The 19,170-nt window shown below is 38.5% G+C and carries 17 protein-coding genes; 4 read left to right on the top strand and 13 right to left on the bottom strand.

Going from position 1 to position 19,170, the window contains the following annotated elements:
- Positions 1-28: 28 nt before the first annotated feature.
- From lplT to gpt, 8 genes are all read right to left on the bottom strand, one after another.
- Positions 29-1,228 carry a lysophospholipid transporter LplT gene (lplT, locus tag H1225_RS02355; RefSeq protein ID WP_006534769.1) on the bottom strand — a complete coding sequence of 400 codons (1,200 nt, stop codon included), beginning with the start codon at positions 1,226-1,228 and terminating at the stop codon, positions 29-31.
- Positions 1,228-3,387, bottom strand: a complete 2,160-nt coding sequence (aas, locus tag H1225_RS02350) for a bifunctional acyl-ACP--phospholipid O-acyltransferase/long-chain-fatty-acid--ACP ligase (protein ID WP_115065147.1) — start codon at positions 3,385-3,387, stop codon at positions 1,228-1,230. The genes lplT and aas overlap by 1 nt, the downstream gene beginning before the upstream one ends.
- Positions 3,388-3,490: 103 nt before the next feature.
- The gene (gene aroL, locus H1225_RS02345) at positions 3,491-4,003 is read right to left on the bottom strand and encodes a shikimate kinase AroL (RefSeq protein ID WP_072063512.1); all 513 of its coding nucleotides are present in this window, start codon (positions 4,001-4,003) and stop codon (positions 3,491-3,493) included.
- A gap of 144 nt (positions 4,004-4,147) precedes the next feature.
- Complete coding sequence (locus H1225_RS02340; RefSeq protein ID WP_109399027.1) at positions 4,148-5,401, bottom strand: glutamate-5-semialdehyde dehydrogenase; 1,254 nt, start codon at positions 5,399-5,401, stop codon at positions 4,148-4,150.
- Between the two features lie 11 nt (positions 5,402-5,412).
- On the bottom strand, positions 5,413-6,516 hold the full coding sequence (proB, locus tag H1225_RS02335) for a glutamate 5-kinase (protein ID WP_161671428.1): 1,104 nt from the start codon (positions 6,514-6,516) through the stop codon (positions 5,413-5,415).
- A 115-nt stretch (positions 6,517-6,631) separates the two neighbouring features.
- Positions 6,632-7,033, bottom strand: a complete 402-nt coding sequence (crl, locus tag H1225_RS02330; protein WP_072063518.1) for a sigma factor-binding protein Crl — start codon at positions 7,031-7,033, stop codon at positions 6,632-6,634.
- A 71-nt stretch (positions 7,034-7,104) separates the two neighbouring features.
- Positions 7,105-8,355, bottom strand: coding sequence for an esterase FrsA (gene frsA / locus H1225_RS02325; protein ID WP_109399028.1), 1,251 nt, complete (start codon positions 8,353-8,355; stop codon positions 7,105-7,107).
- A 200-nt stretch (positions 8,356-8,555) separates the two neighbouring features.
- A complete protein-coding gene (gpt, locus tag H1225_RS02320; protein WP_006534780.1) occupies positions 8,556-9,017 on the bottom strand; it encodes a xanthine phosphoribosyltransferase in 462 nt (153 codons plus the stop codon).
- Between the two features lie 353 nt (positions 9,018-9,370).
- Between gpt and pepD the strand changes: the two genes are divergently transcribed.
- On the top strand, positions 9,371-10,828 hold the full coding sequence (gene pepD / locus H1225_RS02315) for a beta-Ala-His dipeptidase (RefSeq protein ID WP_239739419.1): 1,458 nt from the start codon (positions 9,371-9,373) through the stop codon (positions 10,826-10,828).
- Positions 10,829-11,121: 293 nt separating this feature from the next.
- On the top strand, positions 11,122-13,272 hold the full coding sequence (locus H1225_RS02310) for a TonB-dependent siderophore receptor (RefSeq protein ID WP_161725161.1): 2,151 nt from the start codon (positions 11,122-11,124) through the stop codon (positions 13,270-13,272).
- Between the two features lie 89 nt (positions 13,273-13,361).
- On the opposite strand, the gene dinB is transcribed toward H1225_RS02310, so the two are convergent.
- Positions 13,362-14,417, bottom strand: a complete 1,056-nt coding sequence (gene dinB, locus H1225_RS02305; protein WP_109848506.1) for a DNA polymerase IV — start codon at positions 14,415-14,417, stop codon at positions 13,362-13,364.
- A gap of 233 nt (positions 14,418-14,650) precedes the next feature.
- Between dinB and H1225_RS02300 the strand changes: the two genes are divergently transcribed.
- Entirely contained in the window at positions 14,651-15,523 is an 873-nt protein-coding gene (locus H1225_RS02300; protein WP_161706594.1) for a glycerophosphodiester phosphodiesterase family protein, read from the top strand.
- A gap of 92 nt (positions 15,524-15,615) precedes the next feature.
- Complete coding sequence (locus H1225_RS02295) at positions 15,616-15,828, top strand: CsbD family protein (protein ID WP_006534787.1); 213 nt, start codon at positions 15,616-15,618, stop codon at positions 15,826-15,828.
- A 151-nt stretch (positions 15,829-15,979) separates the two neighbouring features.
- On the opposite strand, the gene nqrM is transcribed toward H1225_RS02295, so the two are convergent.
- From nqrM to nqrE, 4 genes are all read right to left on the bottom strand, one after another.
- Positions 15,980-16,207, bottom strand: a complete 228-nt coding sequence (gene nqrM / locus H1225_RS02290) for a (Na+)-NQR maturation NqrM (protein WP_036932601.1) — start codon at positions 16,205-16,207, stop codon at positions 15,980-15,982.
- 19 nt (positions 16,208-16,226) lie between these two features.
- Positions 16,227-17,249: an FAD:protein FMN transferase gene (locus H1225_RS02285; RefSeq protein ID WP_006534789.1), complete on the bottom strand. Its 1,023-nt coding sequence runs from the start codon at positions 17,247-17,249 to the stop codon at positions 16,227-16,229.
- An 80-nt stretch (positions 17,250-17,329) separates the two neighbouring features.
- A complete protein-coding gene (gene nqrF / locus H1225_RS02280; protein ID WP_072063525.1) occupies positions 17,330-18,556 on the bottom strand; it encodes an NADH:ubiquinone reductase (Na(+)-transporting) subunit F in 1,227 nt (408 codons plus the stop codon).
- Between the two features lie 16 nt (positions 18,557-18,572).
- A complete protein-coding gene (gene nqrE / locus H1225_RS02275) occupies positions 18,573-19,169 on the bottom strand; it encodes an NADH:ubiquinone reductase (Na(+)-transporting) subunit E (protein WP_006534792.1) in 597 nt (198 codons plus the stop codon).
- Position 19,170: the final 1 nt, after the last annotated feature.

Here is a 19,170-nt window from a genome sequence, read left to right as displayed (position 1 = left end):
ATCTAACCTCTATTATAAATCTCAGTGTTTAAGATTTCTTCCTAGTGCAATCCCATAACCATAGACCACCAATTGCTAGGGCAAAAATAGCCCCAAAGCCTATTCCGATAGCAACAACAGATACACCAATGCTTGTAACCAATGAGAATAAACCAAGCATTAATAACATTGCTGTATTTTCACCGAGATTTTGTACAGCGATAGCATTACCAGCACCAACACTGTGCTTTCCTTTGTCTTGTAATAACGCATTCAATGGCACGACAAAGAAGCCACCAAAAACACCGATGATAATGAGAATTAAGTAGGATGGAATAATTGAAGTTTGCAATGAGAAATAAACAACACCAAGACCAATTAAAATACCTGCAGGCATACAGCGCCGTACTGTTTTCAGAGTCACAAATTTAGCAGCTAATCCAGCACCGACCACAATACCAATCGCAACCATCGCATTTAATACTGTTGGGGTTGTATTATCAGTCATACCTAAAGCAATAGGTACCCACTGCACAAGTAAAAAGCGCAATGTTACTCCTGCCCCCCAAAACATGCTGGTTCCCACTAAAGAAAAGCGACTTTCTTTATCAGCCCATAAAGTACGTGTAGCCTCAAGAAACTGTGTAAACATTCTTTTAATGTTCCAACCACGACCAATTTGAGCAGCTGATAATTTAGGTATACCAAAGTTAACAAATACCGCTAAACCATACATTGCCGCACAAACACCTAATGCAAAAACAATGCTCCAATCTGATAGTAAACCACCAATGACAGATCCCAATAGAATAGCGGCAATAGTAGAAGCTTCCATTAAACCATTTGCTTTAACTAAACGTTCGCCATCGGTTAATTCACCTAAGATGCCATATTTAGCAGGAGAATAAACAGCGGCACCAATTCCAACGAGAGCATAGCCAAGGAAAGGATCAGAGCCAACGCAAATAAGAAATGCGCCTACAAATTTTAACAGATTACCACTGAGCATTACCCTACCTTTAGGATTACGATCAGCAAACTGCCCTACAAAAGGAGCTAAAAGAATAAAAGCCAGCACAAAGACCATCTGTAAAACAGGCTGACTCCACTCTGGATACAGTGATGATTTAAACTGCGCAAGAATAGCAAACAGTAAGGCATTATCGGCAAAAGCAGAAAGAAATTGCGACAAAAGTACCGCTTTCATTCCCCTACTCATTAAAGGAGGCTGACTAATATTCTCTGGCATTAATTATTTTCCTGTTCAGCAAGTTTCTTCAATGAAACAAAATCCGTTTTTCCACTTCCTAATACAGGAATCTCTTTGATAAAACGAATGTCTTTTGGTACAGCGATTTCGGCAACACCTTCAGATTTTGCCAGTGTTGATAGTACACTACGATCTAATTGTTTATCTGTTGTAAAAAGAACTAATGATTCACCTCTGCGCTTATCACTTATTGATACAACCGCATGCTCACCTTGAGATGCTTTGCGTGCAAGTTGCTCAACCCCTTCGAGAGAAACCATTTCACCTGCAATTTTTGCAAAGCGTTTAACCCGTCCTTTAATTGTATAGAAACCTTCACTATCGATAGCAACAATATCACCGGTGTCGTACCAACCTTCCTCATCAATACCTTCAGCATTAGCTGCGACTGGGGTTTCCAATTTTTCAGGGGATTCAACGCGTAAGTACCCCATCATTACATTAGGGCCACGTAGTTGTAGTCTACCGCCATCAGTAATGCCATTCATTGGAATTAAACGCCCTTCCATGCCGGGTAATAAACGCCCTACAGTATGAGTTTTGGCACTCATAGGCACGTTGATTGACACAACAGGTGCGCATTCTGTTACGCCATAACCTTCTAAAATACGAATACCAAATTTCTCTTGCCATAAAACACGAGTTGATTCAGAGAGTTTTTCAGCGCCAGCAACCACATATCTCACTCGGGCAAAATCATAAGGATGAGCAAATTTTCCGTAGTTTCCTAAAAAGGTTGATGTCCCAAATAACACCGTACAGTTTTGGTCATAGACTAATTCGGGTATAACTCGATAGTGTAACGGGCTGGGATAAAGAAAAACACGTGCCCCCAAACAAATGGGAGTTAGCAAGCAAGCTGTTAAACCAAATGCATGGAATAACGGCAATGCTGACATAAATTTATCTTTCGGTGAAAAGTCAGCAATAGCACGAATTTGCTCAACGTTAGCCAGTAAACTCGAATGGCTGTGAACAACGCCTTTAGGCGTCCCTTCCGATCCTGATGTAAATAGAATAACGGCTGCATCATGTGCATCTTGCGGTAACATCGCTTTATGTGGCGTAATAAGGTGTTTGAAGATCCAGCGTTTATCTTCACTCGTCACACTATCTTTGAGATCTTCAAGGTAAACCCAATTAGCTTCAGGGGTTTGCTCAGGAATATGTAATAAATTCCCTTTTTCTAAAAACTGGCGTGATGTAAAGATGGTTTTGATTGATGCGGCTTTCATCGCATTTTGTACACCTAAACTACCTGCCGTGTAGTTGAGCATTGCAACAACACGTTGACGCATTGTTGCACCTAATAGCGCAGCCGCAGTTACTGTTGTATTTGGAAGCAGTAAACCTATACGCTCTTTGGGTTCTGTGTAGCGTTCAATCAAACGACTGAGCCCTAACGTTTTTTTCAGTAACCCTTGATAAGAATCTTCTTTTAAGCTGATATCAGAAATTAGCGGACTAAATCGGCCATATTGAGACATTGCCTGTAAAAATGCTTCATACAACGTAAGATTAGGGCGTGTTTGCATGATAGCTTCCATCATGATATCACGCATAGCTTCCCCCGCTAATCGGCGACGCTCAGAAGATTTTTCAGCTTTTGGCATCGGTAAATCAACTGCAGGAAGCACCTTGATAGTGATTTTAGGAAAGAATTGAGACTTTACTCGTAAACTTTTACGTATTCGTGAAAAATAGCTGAATTCAGCCCCTTCAATTCTAACAGGAACAACTTTAGCGCCTGATTTTGCGGCAATAAAAGCAGCACCTTCATAAATTTTCATCAAACCATTTGTTACTGTGATCCTTCCTTCTGGGAAAATCACAATTGGACGACCTTTATCCACTTCTTTAACTAACTGGCGCACGGCCATTGGATTGGCGGGATCTAAAGGTACAATATCAGCATAACGACCTAACCATCTTGTCGTTTTTGCAGAAGCCACTGAAGTATAAACAGCAAACACAGGATTAATAGGTAGGAATAAACGTAATAATATACCATCAATAAAAGAAGTATGATTTGGTGTAATTATACATTTTTCATATTGGGAAAACTGATTAACAAGTCCTTCAATTCTTATTCTAAATAAGAACTTAAATAGTGTTTTAAAAAACGCTATTAACATCATATCCATATCTCATTTTGCTATAATTAGCCTTACTATAAATAGGATGTGATGAAAATAAAATAGATGACCTCTGTTTTGTCCTTTATATCAGACGACTTCCTAATTATTTGGCAAGTTTTGCGAGAATTACCGCAATAATTTCATTAATAGATAACCCAGCATCAACAATAATATCTGCGCATTGCATGTATAAAGGTTCGCGCTTAATTAAAACATCATGCATTTCTGAAACTAATGTTTTACCTGTCAAACTAGGTCTTTGTGCTTCATTTGGATCTTGGGATAAACGTTCAACTAATGTTTCAAGTGAGGCCTGTAAATAAATTGTAACACCCGAGGTTTTCATATAAGCGCGATTTTTATCTGCTAAAACCATACCACCACCCGTTGAAATAACTTGGTTAGGTTGGCTTACTTGGATTAGTGCTTCTGATTCAATTTGACGAAAGAAATCCCAACCTTTCTCTTCCACCATAGAAGATATAGTTTGTTGATATTTTTTGGTTATCCAATAATCCGTATCAATAAATCTATAATTTAAAGAGAGAGAAAGCGCTTTACCTACTGTTGTTTTCCCTGCACCTCGAGGTCCGATAAGGTAAATTGTACTTTCCATAAAATGCACTATCTCCATAGTGTGTTCCCTTTTAGGGTTGTAATTAAAAGTTTACATACTGTAAAGTATAAAATATCATACCTGATGTAACAAAAAAATAAAGCCACACTTTAGAAAGTATGGCTTATTTCATTATCTTAATAATTAGCTACGAATTGTATTATCGCCGTAACCAATCCATTTATAGGTCGTTAAAGCATCTAATCCCATCGGGCCTCTAGCATGTAATTTCTGTGTACTAACAGCAACTTCGGCACCTAAACCGAATTGTCCACCATCGGTAAAACGTGTGCTTGCATTAACATACACAGCAGCAGAATCAACTTGGCGAACAAAACGATCAGCATTAGAGATAGATTGTGTTAAAATAGCGTCAGAGTGCGCGGTACCATAACGGCGAATATGGCTAATTGCCTCTGTTAACCCACTCACTACTTCTACATTTAAATCAAGTGACAACCATTCATCGCAATAATCAGCATCTTTCACATCAACTACAGTAGCTCTGCCTTTTTTCAGCCCTACCAATGCTTTTTCACTTGAATGCAAAGTTACCTTTTGAGTAGCCATGGCATCACTTAACTGTGGCAAAAATAGATCTGCAATATTTTCATGTACTAAGAGCGTTTCTAAAGAGTTACACGCGCTTGGGCGTTGTACTTTTGCATTTACGATAACCGTTAATGCTTTTTCTAAATCTGCACTTTCATCTACAAAAGTATGACAGACACCAATGCCACCAGTGATAACTGGAATAGTTGATTGTTCACGGCAAAGTTTATGCAATCCTGCACCACCACGAGGAATAAGCATATCAATATACTCATCCATTTTTAGCATTTTAGCGACTAACTCACGATCAGGCTTATTAATCGCCTGAATAGCACCAGCAGGAATACCACATTTTTCTAAAGCTTGTTGAATAACGGCAACTACCGCTTGATTGGTATGGTGAGTCTCTTTTCCACCACGAAGAATGGCAGCATTACCTGTTTTCAAACATAAAGAAGCGACATCAATTGTAACATTAGGGCGAGCTTCATAAATAACGCCAACAACACCTAACGGCACACGGCGACGTTCTAAACGTAAACCGCTGTCTAACATACGGCCATCAATAACTTGACCTACCGGATCTTCCAAGCGACATACTTGTCGAACATCATCAGCAATAGCTTTTAAACGTTCAGAAGTTAGCAATAAACGATCAAGCATAGCGGCATTAATATTGGCTTCACGAGCTGCTTGCATATCTTTTTCATTCGCCGCAAGAATTGAGGCCTCATGTTGTTCTAATAAATCAGCCATGACTAATAATGCCTGATTTTTTTGCTCTGTTGAGAGTTGAGCTAAATGCCAAGAGGCTTCTCTTGCAGATTTACCCATTTGTTCTAACATCAGAAGGCTCCTTAGCTAACAATCATATCGTCACGATGCACAGCAACACTGCCATACTCGTAACCTAAAATTTGACTAATTTCTTGTGAATGGTGTCCTGCTATTAAACGCAGTGCATCACTATTATAATGGGCAACACCATGAGCAAGATCTTTACCTTGTAAACTTTGAACGCGGATAACACACCCACGAGAGAAATCGCCTTTAATTTCTTTGATACCTTTTGGTAAAAGGGAGCTACCTTTTTCTTTAATTGCTTTTTCAGCTCCTTCATCAACCACAATCACACCAGCAATTGGCGCGCCAAAGATCCACCGTTTACGCGCTTCTAATGGGCTTTTTAAGCCATGGAATAATGTTCCAACAGGTTCATTATCGATAACTTTAGCAATAACTTCAGGTTGTACACCGGCTGCAATGACAACATCAATACCCGCGCGCCCTGCAACAGTTGCTGCTTGCAGTTTTGTTGCCATGCCCCCCGTACCTAAGCCGGATACGCTATCACCAGCCATTTGGCGTAATTTATCGTTGATATCAAAAACTTCGGGGATCAATTTAGCATCTGGATTACTACGCGGATCAGCCGTATAAAGCCCTTCAATATCTGTTAGTAATAATAGTTTATCTGCACCACCTAAAATAGCAGCTAATGCTGATAAATTATCGTTATCACCCACTTTAATTTCCGCGGTAGCAACAGCATCATTTTCATTGATAACAGGGATAATATGGTTATCTAACAGTGCATGTAATGTATCACGCGCATTTAGGAAACGTTCTCTATCTTCAATATCAGCACGCGTTAATAGCATTTGACCAATATGAATACCATAGATAGCAAATAACTGTTTCCATACTTGAATTAAGGCACTTTGCCCTACCGCGGCCAACAACTGTTTTGAAGCAATAGTTGCCGGCAAATCAGGATAATTCAAATACTCACGCCCTGCTGCAATTGCACCAGAAGTAACAATAATAATCCGGTGACCTTTTTCGTGTTGTTTAGCGCATTGGCGAACCAGCTCAACAATATGAGACTGATCCAGACGTCGTGAACCACCAGTTAGTACACTTGTCCCTAATTTAACAACCAGTGTTTGGCTGCTACTCATAACATTTACCATTCTTGTTGATTATTTAAAAAGATAATACACAGTTTTATCAGGAGAGAAGCGTTATGCCAACCGACATAACGCAAAATCTATGAAAAGTTGCCCTAACACAAAATTAGGGCTGGATGGGGAGCGGAAAATTGTTCATTTTTTCATCTGGCGTAAGTGTCATATCTAATTCACTCGCTGCCGTTTTAAGAAATTGATGAAAACGGATCAGTGTTTCATTGATTGATTCAACAACATCATTTTTACTTATATTCTGATGTATCCAATCACCATTTTTATCGAATAGCCCAATCTGATAATGATAAATGAGCTGTTCATTGTTGCGTTCTAATTCCATCCACCAGCCCCAAAACTCACGTTTTTCTGGTACGATTTTCTTATTTACACAAACAGCTAAACAGTCAAAAAAGAACTGGTTCTCTTGGCATTGATGCTCTCGGATATAAGGGCCGATTTGAGCAAAACGCTTTAATAACTTACCTCGGGTAGGGTTCAAAGATGAAGTCATAAATTCAGTCTCCTTAGAAACTCTACTGTTATATAATCTAATGTAATTAGCAAGTTATTGTTCATAATTAATTATATTAATTTGTCATAGATCCAATCAGCACTTTTTTGTAACGCTAGCTCTAAGCCTTCATAAAGCGGTTTTTCATTAATAGCAAGAATATCACCATCCATAGAAGAGCGAGCAATTAACTGAGAATCCTCTTTAGGACTCATTTCATCCCCTTTCCAGTAAACGCCCATCATAGGAACGGGCATGCGTCGCCCAATCAAGCCTTGGTTTTTCAGGGAGTAACTGCTCAACGATAATCGAAGATTATTCTCATCAATATTCCATAACCCCAAGCGACTTGCTAATACATCAAGATACATCACAGGGATCTTTTTCTGCAATTCAGCTTGGGTAAAGAAAGCATGGATCAAAGGACCTAAAGCAACAACACCTTTAATTAATTTTGGGTAGATATAAGCCAATCGCACAGCAATATTACCGCCAAAGCGAAAGCCCATCACACCAACGCGAGTATGATCAATCCAAGGCACTTCAGAAAGTTGTTTCAGAACCTCACCTTGTAATTGGCATGTATCTTCCGTTAGTTTTTGTTTTACTGAATAACCAATTCCAGGCATATCCAGTGTTAACATTGCAATACCTTTAGAGGAAAGGTAATCACGGAAGAAGCTGACATAATCGCTTTGAAGACCATCTAACCCACCACAAAATAATACTGTAGGATATGGACCTCTACAATCTTTAGGTAAATGCAGAAAACCCGTTGTCGACCCTTTCCCCTCTAATTTAAATGTAAGTTTTTTCACCTCAAAGGATGAAAATTTTGTCGCATTCTCAAATGCTTTCATCGACAAAGTAACGGCTTGATCTGCTAAAAAATCACCATTAATAAAAGGATACGCAGCAATACTATACAGATGTGCAGCCCGCAACCAACAATCAGCGGCCGCATCTCCTGACTCTTTTCTCAATGCTTTTTGTTGCCAAATCATCGCTTGATGTGACCATTCATATGACCAGCCACCTTTGCGGTAACCCACAACAGTATCAATAAATTTATCATCACTACGAGGGGCATCATGTACAGCAATTCGACTTAACACTTCTTCTATTTCAATAGGAGAAATTCCACGCCAAATCCACAGTAAACGTTGAATAGTACGATACCAATTTTGCTGACTTGTACCATTAAGCACAGTATAAGTATTGATATTTGATTTTGGATGAGTGTACTGAATTAGTGTTGAAGTTTCAGCGTGCTTTGCTCTAGGTTTAAATAGCGTTTCAGAAAGGTTTGTATTATTTGCCATATCACTCTTCAAATCAGTCGATATCGAATAAAAAGGGCTAAAAGTCTGGCTTTATCATAGCATGAAATCAACATGAACAGTGTGTATCACCACAAGTGATAGCACGAAGATATAACACAAAGGAAGAATAAATGCATAAAAACAAAAATCCCCGCCAAGGCGAGGATCTCAATTAAAACAGCCAAATAAATGTTATCAAATTATTTTTGATCGCAAACTGGCGGAATAAAGGCGACCCCCATATCCCAAGGCTGTTCAATCCAAGTATTTTGTGGAATATCAACCACGAAATCATCCACTAATGGGCGCCCTTCTGGTTTTGCGAAGATAGTCACAAAATGGGCTTTTGGATACATTTCGCGGATAACTTTAGCAGTACCACCTGTATCGACTAAATCGTCAACAACGATAAAGCCTTCACCATCACCTTCTGCTTTTTTTAAGATTTTGAGGTCACGCTGATGATCATGGTCATAGCTAGAAATGCAAACTGTATCCACATGACGGATACCTAATTCACGAGCAAGTAATGCAGCAGGGACTAATCCCCCACGGCTGACAGCAATAATGCCTGTCCACTGTTCGACTGGTAATAAACGTTGCGCCAATTGACGGGCATGTATTTGCAACATATCCCACGTTACAACATATTTTTCGCTCATAATATTGTGATCCTAGCTACTTGAATTTCGAGAGAAGCTTTTTTGCGGAAAAAAAGGTTGCGCGAGATTATAGTGATTTGAGCGCCTAAAAACCAGAGAAAACGTGAAAACAGGTGAGATTATCCTTATTTTTTTCTGTAATGCCTTTTTCTGATTAAAAAACAAACCATATAAAAAATGAATGCAAAATGGGGACTTAATTTCTTAGATAGAGATGTGAATAGAATGACGCATTCATCAGAAGAAAGTGATATTCTCAACTATATTGGCGTATAACGCTCAGAATAATAAAGCTAACCCTTAAAAAAGCGGTAGGCTATCAATAACACAGATGCTGTTAGAGGAGATCCATCGTGTCTGAACTATCTACTCTATCCCCACAACCACTATGGGATATTTTTGCAAAAATTTGTTCGATTCCACATCCATCACATCATGAAGAAGCCTTAGCTACCCATATTCTTTCTTGGGCAAGTGAAAAAGGACTTTTTGCAGAGCGCGATGCAGTTGGCAATATTTTAATTCGTAAACCAGCCACCAAAGGTATGGAAGATCGTAAAGCCGTTGTTTTACAAGCACACTTAGATATGGTGCCACAAAAAAACAACGACACTGTTCACGACTTCACTAAAGATCCAATTCAACCTTACATTGATGGCGAATGGATCAAAGCTAAAGGCACCACATTAGGTGCTGATAATGGCGTAGGTATGGCATCTGCATTAGCAGTTTTAGCTGATGACACTGTTAAGCACGGCCCATTAGAAGTGCTACTAACTATGACTGAAGAAACAGGCATGGACGGTGCATTTGGTTTACAACCAGGTTGGTTACAAGCTGATATTCTTATCAACACAGACTCTGAAGAAGAAGGCGAAATCTACATGGGTTGTGCGGGTGGTATTGATGTTAAAACCACGGTAAACCTTTCTTACGATACAATTCCAGCTGGCCACGTTGTTAAACAACTGGTTCTGAAAGGATTAAATGGTGGTCACTCTGGTGGTGATATCCATTTAGGTTTAGGTAACGCCAATAAATTATTAGCACGTTTCTTAGCAGGTCACGCAGAAGAATTATCACTGAAATTAATTGATTTCCACGGTGGTACACTGCGTAATGCTATTCCTCGTGAAGCAAATATCGTATTTGCAATTCCAGCAGATAAAGCAAGCCAACTAGAAACAGTAAAAGCGAAATTTGAAGCTCTGTTAAAAACAGAATTAGCTATCGCTGAAAAAAATCTGAAAATTGAGTTAATTGATACAACAACAGATAAAAAAGTTTTCACAGCTGACTGCCAAGAACGATTGATCAACCTACTTAATGCAATGCCAAATGGTGTTATTCGTATGAGTGATGATGTTGACGGTGTTGTTGAAACATCATTAAACGTTGGTGTTGTTAGCATTGTTGACGATAAAGTAGAAATACTTTGCTTAATCCGTTCTCTGATTGATAGCGGAAAAACCTATGTTGTCAGCATGCTGACTGCATTAGCAAAACTAGCTAAAGCTGATATCGAAACAAAAGGCGGTTACCCTGGTTGGAAACCTGATGCTGACTCACCTGTTATGCATTTAGTTCGTGATACCTATCAGCAACTGTTTGATAAAGTGCCAAACATCATGGTAATCCACGCAGGCCTTGAGTGTGGTCTATTCAAAAAACCTTACCCAGATATGGATATGGTTTCTATTGGACCAACAATCCGTGGTGCTCACTCACCAGACGAACGCGTTCACATTAAAAGCGTTGGTCAATACTGGCAGTTATTAACAGCAATTTTAAAAACGATCCCTGCTAAATAATCTTGCTTTAAATATCATAATGAAACCCGCTTAATTGGCGGGTTTTTTGTTACTAACGCTACCATAAAGAAATAATTTATCCCTCTACACACTCTATTTTCCTTAAGTATCATAATTTATTCCTTATAGAACAAATACCAATCCAACTTATTCAATTTTGGAATAAAGAAATAATCTTAATAAAGATAATTTATAGAATGCTAATTATTATCATTAGCATTAATGTTTATTGAGTGGTATTTTCATGCCTTCCGCATTTAAAGTTAAAAAATAAAAATCCAAAGGGTCCTATTGTGTCTAACAAAAATTGCGTTGCTAGCGTCATTCTCGCCTTACCTTTAAGTTTACTCTCTGTTCAAATTCATGCGGCAGTTAATCAAAAGATAATTGTCACCTCCGCTCCATCACAGGACCCACAATCTCCTGTTTCAGGCTTTATTGCCACAAAAACACTATCAACAAATAAAACACCAACTGAAATTGAAAAAACACCGCAATCCATTAGCGTGATCACACGTGACCAAATGGACGCTCAAGATGTCAGTTCAGTTTCTCAAGCGCTACGTTATACACCCGGCGTTTTCACCGAATATCGAGGGAGTTCTAATCGTAATGACGAGGTTTTTATTCGTGGATACAGTTATGCACCACGTTTTCTTGACGGCCTAAGCTATGGAATGGGAGCATCATCATCAACAGGAGCACTTGACCCATGGTTATTAGAGCGCGTTGAAGTTGTTAGAGGGCCAGCATCTGTTCTTTATGGCCAAGTAAACCCAGGCGGCCTCGTTGCAATGACAAGTAAAAGACCAACTGCATCCCCTATTCGCCACATTCAAATACGAGCTGGTAATGATAAATTGGCAGAAACGGCTTTTGATTTTTCAGGTGCATTAAGTGATGACAATCGTGTTCTTTATCGTCTAAATGGTATTGCCAAAACACAGCACACTCAAATAAAAAACTATAAAGAAGAGCGTTTTGCCCTCGCTCCTGCTATTACTTTTTTACCTAATGAACAAACACGTTTAACGTTATTAAGCTTTATTCAGCAAGAGCCTGAAGCGGGTTATCGTAACTTTTTACCCGCTTATGGTACGGTGAAAAAAACACCTGAGGGTACTATTCCTTTTGATTTCGACGTAAACAACCCTGATTACCACCAATCGTGGCGTCAACAATATGGCGTAGGCTATGAATTTGAACATGAATTTAGTGACTCACTAAAAATTGTACAAAATGCACGATATAGCCATATTAATCAGAAATATAAATATCTTGTATTTGGATCTTTAAAAAAAGATAACCCTTATGTCCTTGAGCGCCGAGCGCAACAAGAGCAACGAGAAACAGATACTTTAGGAATAGATACTCGCTTACAAGCCGACTTTACTACGGCAAAACTTAATCATACGGTGATTGCAGGTATTGATTATCAGTGGAGTAAAGATCAAGATAATTTACGCAGGGCTACAGGCTCAGAGTACGATCTGGATTGGCGTGATCCTAATTATAATTATCCGATTAATATGAACTTACAGAAACCTGCAACAGATCAGTTGCAAAAACGCGATCAAATCGGATTATATTTACAAGATCAGATCCAATGGAAAAATTGGATATTACTTACCGGTTTACGCCAAGACTGGGCGCAAGTACGAACTCATGATTTCTTAGCAGCCACATATGATCAACAAGATGATAGTAAACTAACGGGTCGTGCTGGTATTTTATATGCTTTTGATAATGGTATTTCACCTTATATAAGTTACAGCACCTCTTTTGAGCCTAATTTACAAACTCGCCGAGCACCAGGAAGTGCCCCTTTTGAGCCTAGCGAAGGTCGTCAATTAGAAGCAGGAATTAAATACCTCACACCTAATGAACAAACATTGGCAACACTCTCTGTTTATCAATTACAACAACGCAATGTTACCAACTATAATGCTGAAAAAGCGTATTTTGAACCCGTGGGTGAAATTAGAAGTCGTGGTGTCGAAGCACAAATTAATAGCCAACTAACTGAAAATATTTCCTTCATTAGTAGCTATGCTTATACCGATACAGAGGTCAGAAAAACCATTATTGCAGGAACACAAGGAAAAGAGTTACCTAGAGTTCCTAAGCATATGGCATCATTCTGGGGTCAATATGATGAAATCTCTGGGCTATTTAATGGAGCTAAAGCAGGCTTTGGTGTGAGATATGTAGGTGTATCTCAAGGTGATACCAAAAATACAATCAGTGTCCCTGCGGTAACCTTATATGATGCGATGATAGGTTATTCATTAGGTGAGTTATCACCTTCTTTAAAAGGGGCTGAAATTCAGCTTAATATGAATAACATTGCGAACAAACATTATGTTGCATCTTGTGCTGGTGATACCGCATGTTTTTATGGGATCGGCAGAACAATGACAGCAACAATGAATTATCGCTGGTAATACTATATAGATTAACTACATAGATTAACCACATAAATTAATTGCGTTACCCATAGCCTATCTATTGATCGGCTATGGTTTTTTTATTCTTATAATGCTAAAAGAAGTTGTCGTTCTAGTTGTGGATCTTGCAAAGTGACATGAAATCCGATTAATCGCACACCTCGACCATTTCGGCGTTCATGCCATGCTTGGTAGGCAATATTTATTAAATCAGCTTTTTCTAAAATAGGATGAGTATGTTCTTGTGTCGTTAATTGAAAATCATCAAATTTTAGTTTAACGCCTTGTCTTGCTATCCTTAAATCAGGTTTCACTTTTGTCAGTCGCCTTTCTAATTCACTATATAATCCATCGAGTAATGCCAAGCAATCATCCCAAGAATTAATATCTGAAGCAAAAGTACGTTCAACTCCCACTGATTTTCTAAGTCTATCAGGGGTTATTTCACGCTCATCGATACCATGACTGCGCTCCCATAAATTTTGACCAAATTTCCCCAATGCTTTTACCAAAGAAATAACATCGGTACGGCGAATATCAGCACAAGTTTCTAGCCCCATTTCTTGCAAGCGAGCAAATGTTACCTTACCTACACCTGGTATTTTATTAAGCGGTAATTTCATAATGAAATCATCAACTTGCTCAGGAGTAATAACAAATTGCCCGTTAGGCTTATTAATATCAGAAGCAATTTTCGCCAGAAATTTAATTGGTGCAATGCCTGCGGATGCAGTGAGATTTAACTCATCAAAAATTTGTTGGCGAATCTCTTGAGCTATCAATGTTGCCGAACCGTAACAATGCTTACTGTCAGAGACATCAAGATAAGCTTCATCGAGTGAAAGAGGTTCAATAAGATGAGTATAACGAGAAAAAATTTGGCGGATCTTTGCTGATGTCTCTTTATAGAGAGCCATTCTACCAGGTAAAACTTTTAATTGGGGACATAACTTCAAGGCTGTTGCCGTTGACATAGCACTACGGACACCAAAACGACGGGCAGGATAATTCGCCGTACAGATCACTCCTCGGCTAGAAGCATTACCTCCAACTGCAATGGGGATCTCTTTTAGTGCTGGATTATCTCGCATTTCAATCGCAGCATAAAAACAATCCATATCAACATGAATAATTTTACGCATACAATAACCTCACCTTATTTACTGTTTAAATATACAGTAAATAAATATTAACTACAATTTTTATTCCTTCTCATCTCCCTCTATTGAGGTGTAATTCTCATAAAAATCTGAATTAGTCTGTTTATTTATAGAATTGTCACAAAGTGGTGATAAATTGTTTTTGCTCGTTGACTAATTACATTAATTTTAAATATTGTTTTGTAACTATATATAAAACAAGGAAATAATTTTTCATGATCAAATTATTCATCGCTATTTCTCTCTTTTGTTATTCTGTAATTCTTATGGCATCTCCTAAAATTATCGCACATCGTGGTGGCACAGCTGATGCCCCAGAAAATACTGAAATTGCTATAAAAACAGCACTCTCTAATCAAGCTGATGCAATTTGGATCACTATTCAATTATCGAAAGATAATATTCCTGTTCTTTACCGCCCTAACGACTTAAAAAGCTTAACAAATGGGCAAGGTAGTATTTCTGACTTTACTGCACAACAGCTTAAACAATGGGATGCGGGCTATAAATTTGGTGAAGCACAACAATTTCCTTATCGAAATAAAGGTGTCACTATTCCGACATTGGATGAGATCTTAACTCAATTCCCCACAACACAGTTTTATCTTGATTTAAAATCACCAGATGCTGATCCCGTTATTCAAGGTGAAGCGTTAGCTACAGTTCTCAGTAAACATAATGCACTTGATAGAACCCGTGTTTATTCTACTAATACCGCCTTTCTTGAAGCACTCCCGACTAATGTAGAGCGTTTTGAAAGTCGTGATATTACTCGTGATATTTTAGCCAATATCACAATGAGCCATGTTTGCCTGCTACCTGAAAATTTAGATATTACTCGTTGGTATGGACTTGAGCTTCACCGCAAAGTAGAGGTCGTTGAGAAGTACACACTAGGTGAAGCTCGCTCAAAATCTATTCTGAGTTGGGATAAGGATGCCATGTCTTGTTTTCGTGCTGGTGGCAATGCTCATATTGTTCTTTTCGGGATCAATACAGAGAAAGATTATACTCAAGCCACAGAATTAGGTGCTGATGCTGTTATGGTCGACTCTCCAGCAAAAATGAAAATATTTAGAAAAGGATAAATAATCCTATTTAGGTTTACACTTTTATCTTCACGTTATTCTCTTCTACACTTAATAATATCATCCGATAGAAATAAGTAAGGAGGAATAAAATGTTAAACAATAAAATCTCTGGTGACTGGAATTTATTCAAAGGAAAAGTAAAAGAAAAGTGGGGAAAAATCACGCATGATGAACTTGATGTTATCGAAGGCACTAGAGAGCAATTGATTGGTAAACTTCAAGAACATTATGGCTATACCTACGAAGAAGCCAAAAAAGAAGTTTTAGAATGGGAGGGGCAAAACCCTTATCCATGGAAGTAAACCTTTATTAATAGGTGTTGCTTTTTATTATCCTACTTCTATTTTATTAAAAACCTTTTAGCGTTTTCGTATTTACAGAATGAGTGAAATAAAAAAGAGTGATAGATATAAATCTCATCACTCTTTTTTTATCTAAATATATTTTTTATTATTAAAGAATTCGATTCTTTTTCAGTAACTCTTCTCGTGCAGACTCTTTTGCCATACGTTTTTTACGTGCATCACAAGGTTCAGGGCAATCACACTCTTTTTCTATACCCATAGCCCCTAAACCACCGCAACTGCCTTGAAGGCTTTTACGCTTTACAATATATCCTAACGCCATTCCAAAGAAGGCAATCAAGAATAAGATGAAGGCAAAAAGAAATATTTTTAACATAACCTTCTCTCCTTAAATTCTATTTTTTTAAGAATGGGGCGAATGCTTTACTATAACGCTCTTCAAACCCATTTTCAGTTTTCACTATCATAAAGACAGGAATATTTAGTTTATTTGCTACTTCTAACCCTTTTTCAGGTCCTAACACATTCAATCCTGTCGAAAGACCATCAGCACTCATACAAGTTGGTACAATCACAGTGATAGAAACAAGATTATGTTTAATAGGATGGCCTGTGGTTGGGTCAATAGTATGGGAATAACGGATACCGTTTTCTTCAAAATAGTTACGGTAATCACCAGAGGTTGCAATTGAATTATCACCCGGTTCAATAATTAACTGAACACTCTGTTTTGTACCATCATTAGCTGGTTTCTCAATCGCTATACGCCAAGGCTTGTCATTACCATTTACACCTTGTGTTCTTACTTCACCACCAATATCAACCATATAGTTAGTGATATTCTGTGATATTAAATACTCAGCAACAGCATCAACACCATATCCTTTAGCAATAGAAGAGAGATCGACATAAAGCTCAGGGATCTTCTTGATCAGTGTATTTCCTTCAACAGATAAGTAATCAATGCCAATCCACTGCTTACGCTTTGATAATTCATCTTCAGAAGGCTGGTGAGTAAATCGACCCTCTGGGCCAAATCCCCATAAATTGACTAACGGCCCAACAGTCACATCTAAAGCACCATCAGTCATTTTATTAATACGAATGGCTTCACTCACAACTTTAGCGGTAGCAGGCGAAACGGGAAATGGGGTATTAATTTCACGGCTTTGATTGAAACGACTCAATTCAGAATGAGGACGATATGTTGACATTTGATCGTTAACTTCTTCAAGAATACGATCAATTTCTGTTTGTAAGACGTTTTGTGGAGGGGAGTTACTGTCAGGAACATATTTAATCGAGTAATAAGTTCCCATGGTTTCGCCTTCTAATACCTGCTGCTTTTCACCACATGCAGATAATAGAACTAATGCGGACAGCATCACTATCCAATTTATCATCTTTCTTTTTAACATAACTCTCTCTTCTGATCATGAGCGCCCACATAAGTGGGCGCTTGTCATTTCATTCATTTATGCTTGATCGGAGGTTAGGATCAACCGCCAAAGTCATCCAGCATAATGTTTTCATCTTCAACGCCTAAATCTTTGAGCATTTTAATAACAGCTGCGTTCATCACTGGCGGTCCACACATATAGAATTCACAATCTTCTGGTGCTGGATGATTTTTGAGGTAATTCTCAAACAACACATTGTGAATAAATCCAGTATATCCCGTCCAGTTATCTTCAGGTAAGGCGTCTGAAAGTGCGACATGCCATGTGAAGTTTTCGTTTTCTTTTGCAAGCATATCGAAGTCTTCAGTGTAGAACATTTCACGCACAGAACGAGCACCATACCAGAAGCTGATTTTACGTTTAGAATGTAAGCGTTTTAACTGATCAAAAATGTGTGAGCGCATTGGTGCCATACCTGCACCACCACCAATAAAGATCATCTCTGCATCAGTTTCTTTAGCGAAGAATTCACCAAATGGCCCTGAAATTGTCACCTTATCACCCGGTTTTAACGACCAAATATACGATGACATAATTCCTGGTGGCACATCAGGATTACGTGGCGGAGGTGTTGCAATACGCACGTTTAACATGATAATGCCATGCTCTTCTGGGTAGTTTGCCATTGAATAAGCACGTACTGTGGTTTCTTTTACTTCAGAAACATAACGGAACAAATTAAATTTATCCCAATCTTCACGATACTCTTCTGGTACATCAAAATCTTCATAACGTACCGTATGAGGAGGACATTCGATTTGAATAAATCCACCAGCACGGAAAGGTACAACCTCACCTTCAGGGATTTTTAACACTAATTCTTTAATGAAAGTGGCTTTATTATCATTTGAGATAACTTCACATTCCCACTTTTTAACACCGAAGATTTCTTCTGGTAATTCTAATTTCAGGTTATTTTTTACGTTTACCTGACACGCTAAACGACAACCTTCTTTAGCTTCACGTTTGTTAATATGTGAAAGTTCTGTCGGTAAAATATCACCACCACCTTCCAGCACTTTAACGCGACACTGACCACAAGAGCCACCACCACCGCAAGCTGATGAAATAAAAATACCTTCATTTGATAATACGTTAAGTAATTTATCACCTGCTGGTGCATTAAAACTTTTGTCTGGGTCTCCATTGACCTCAACAGAAATATCCCCTGTATTGACCAGTTTTGATTTTGCGAACAAAATCAACGCTGTTAATACCAATACAATCAGGGTAAACATCACGACACCTAGAATAATTATATCCATGAGTTCTTCTCACCCTTTATAGCTGAACACCAGAGAAGGACATGAAACCTAATGCCATCAACCCTGTGGTGACAAAAGTAACGCCTAACCCTTTCATACCTGCCGGTACATCCGCGTACTTCATTTTCTCACGGATAGAAGCCAGTAATACGATGGCTAACATCCAACCAATTCCGGAACCGAAACCATAAACAATAGACTCGCTAAAGTTATAGTCACGTTGTGCCATAAATGACACACCACCGAAGATGGCGCAGTTAACGGTAATAAGTGGCAAGAAGATCCCTAGTGCGTTATACAGCGCTGGGAAATAACGATCTAAAATCATTTCTAGGATTTGTACCAGTGCTGCAATCACACCAATGAAAGTGATAAAGTTTAAGAAACTTAAATCAACACCTTCCATTAATGCATTATCACGTAACACATAGTTGTAAACCAAGTTATTCAACGGTACAGAAAGACCTAGAACAACGGTAACAGCGATACCTAATCCAAAAGCTGTTTTTACATTTTTAGAAACAGCGAGAAATGTACACATCCCTAAGAAGAATGCGAGCGCCATATTCTCAATAAAAACAGCACGAACAAATAGGCTTATATAATGTTCCATG

It is taken from the genome of Proteus penneri (genome assembly GCF_022369495.1).
Taxonomy (GTDB): Bacteria; Pseudomonadota; Gammaproteobacteria; order Enterobacterales; family Enterobacteriaceae; genus Proteus; species Proteus penneri.
Note: the sequence above shows the minus strand (reverse complement) of the source record. Positions and strands in the feature narration are given on the sequence as shown.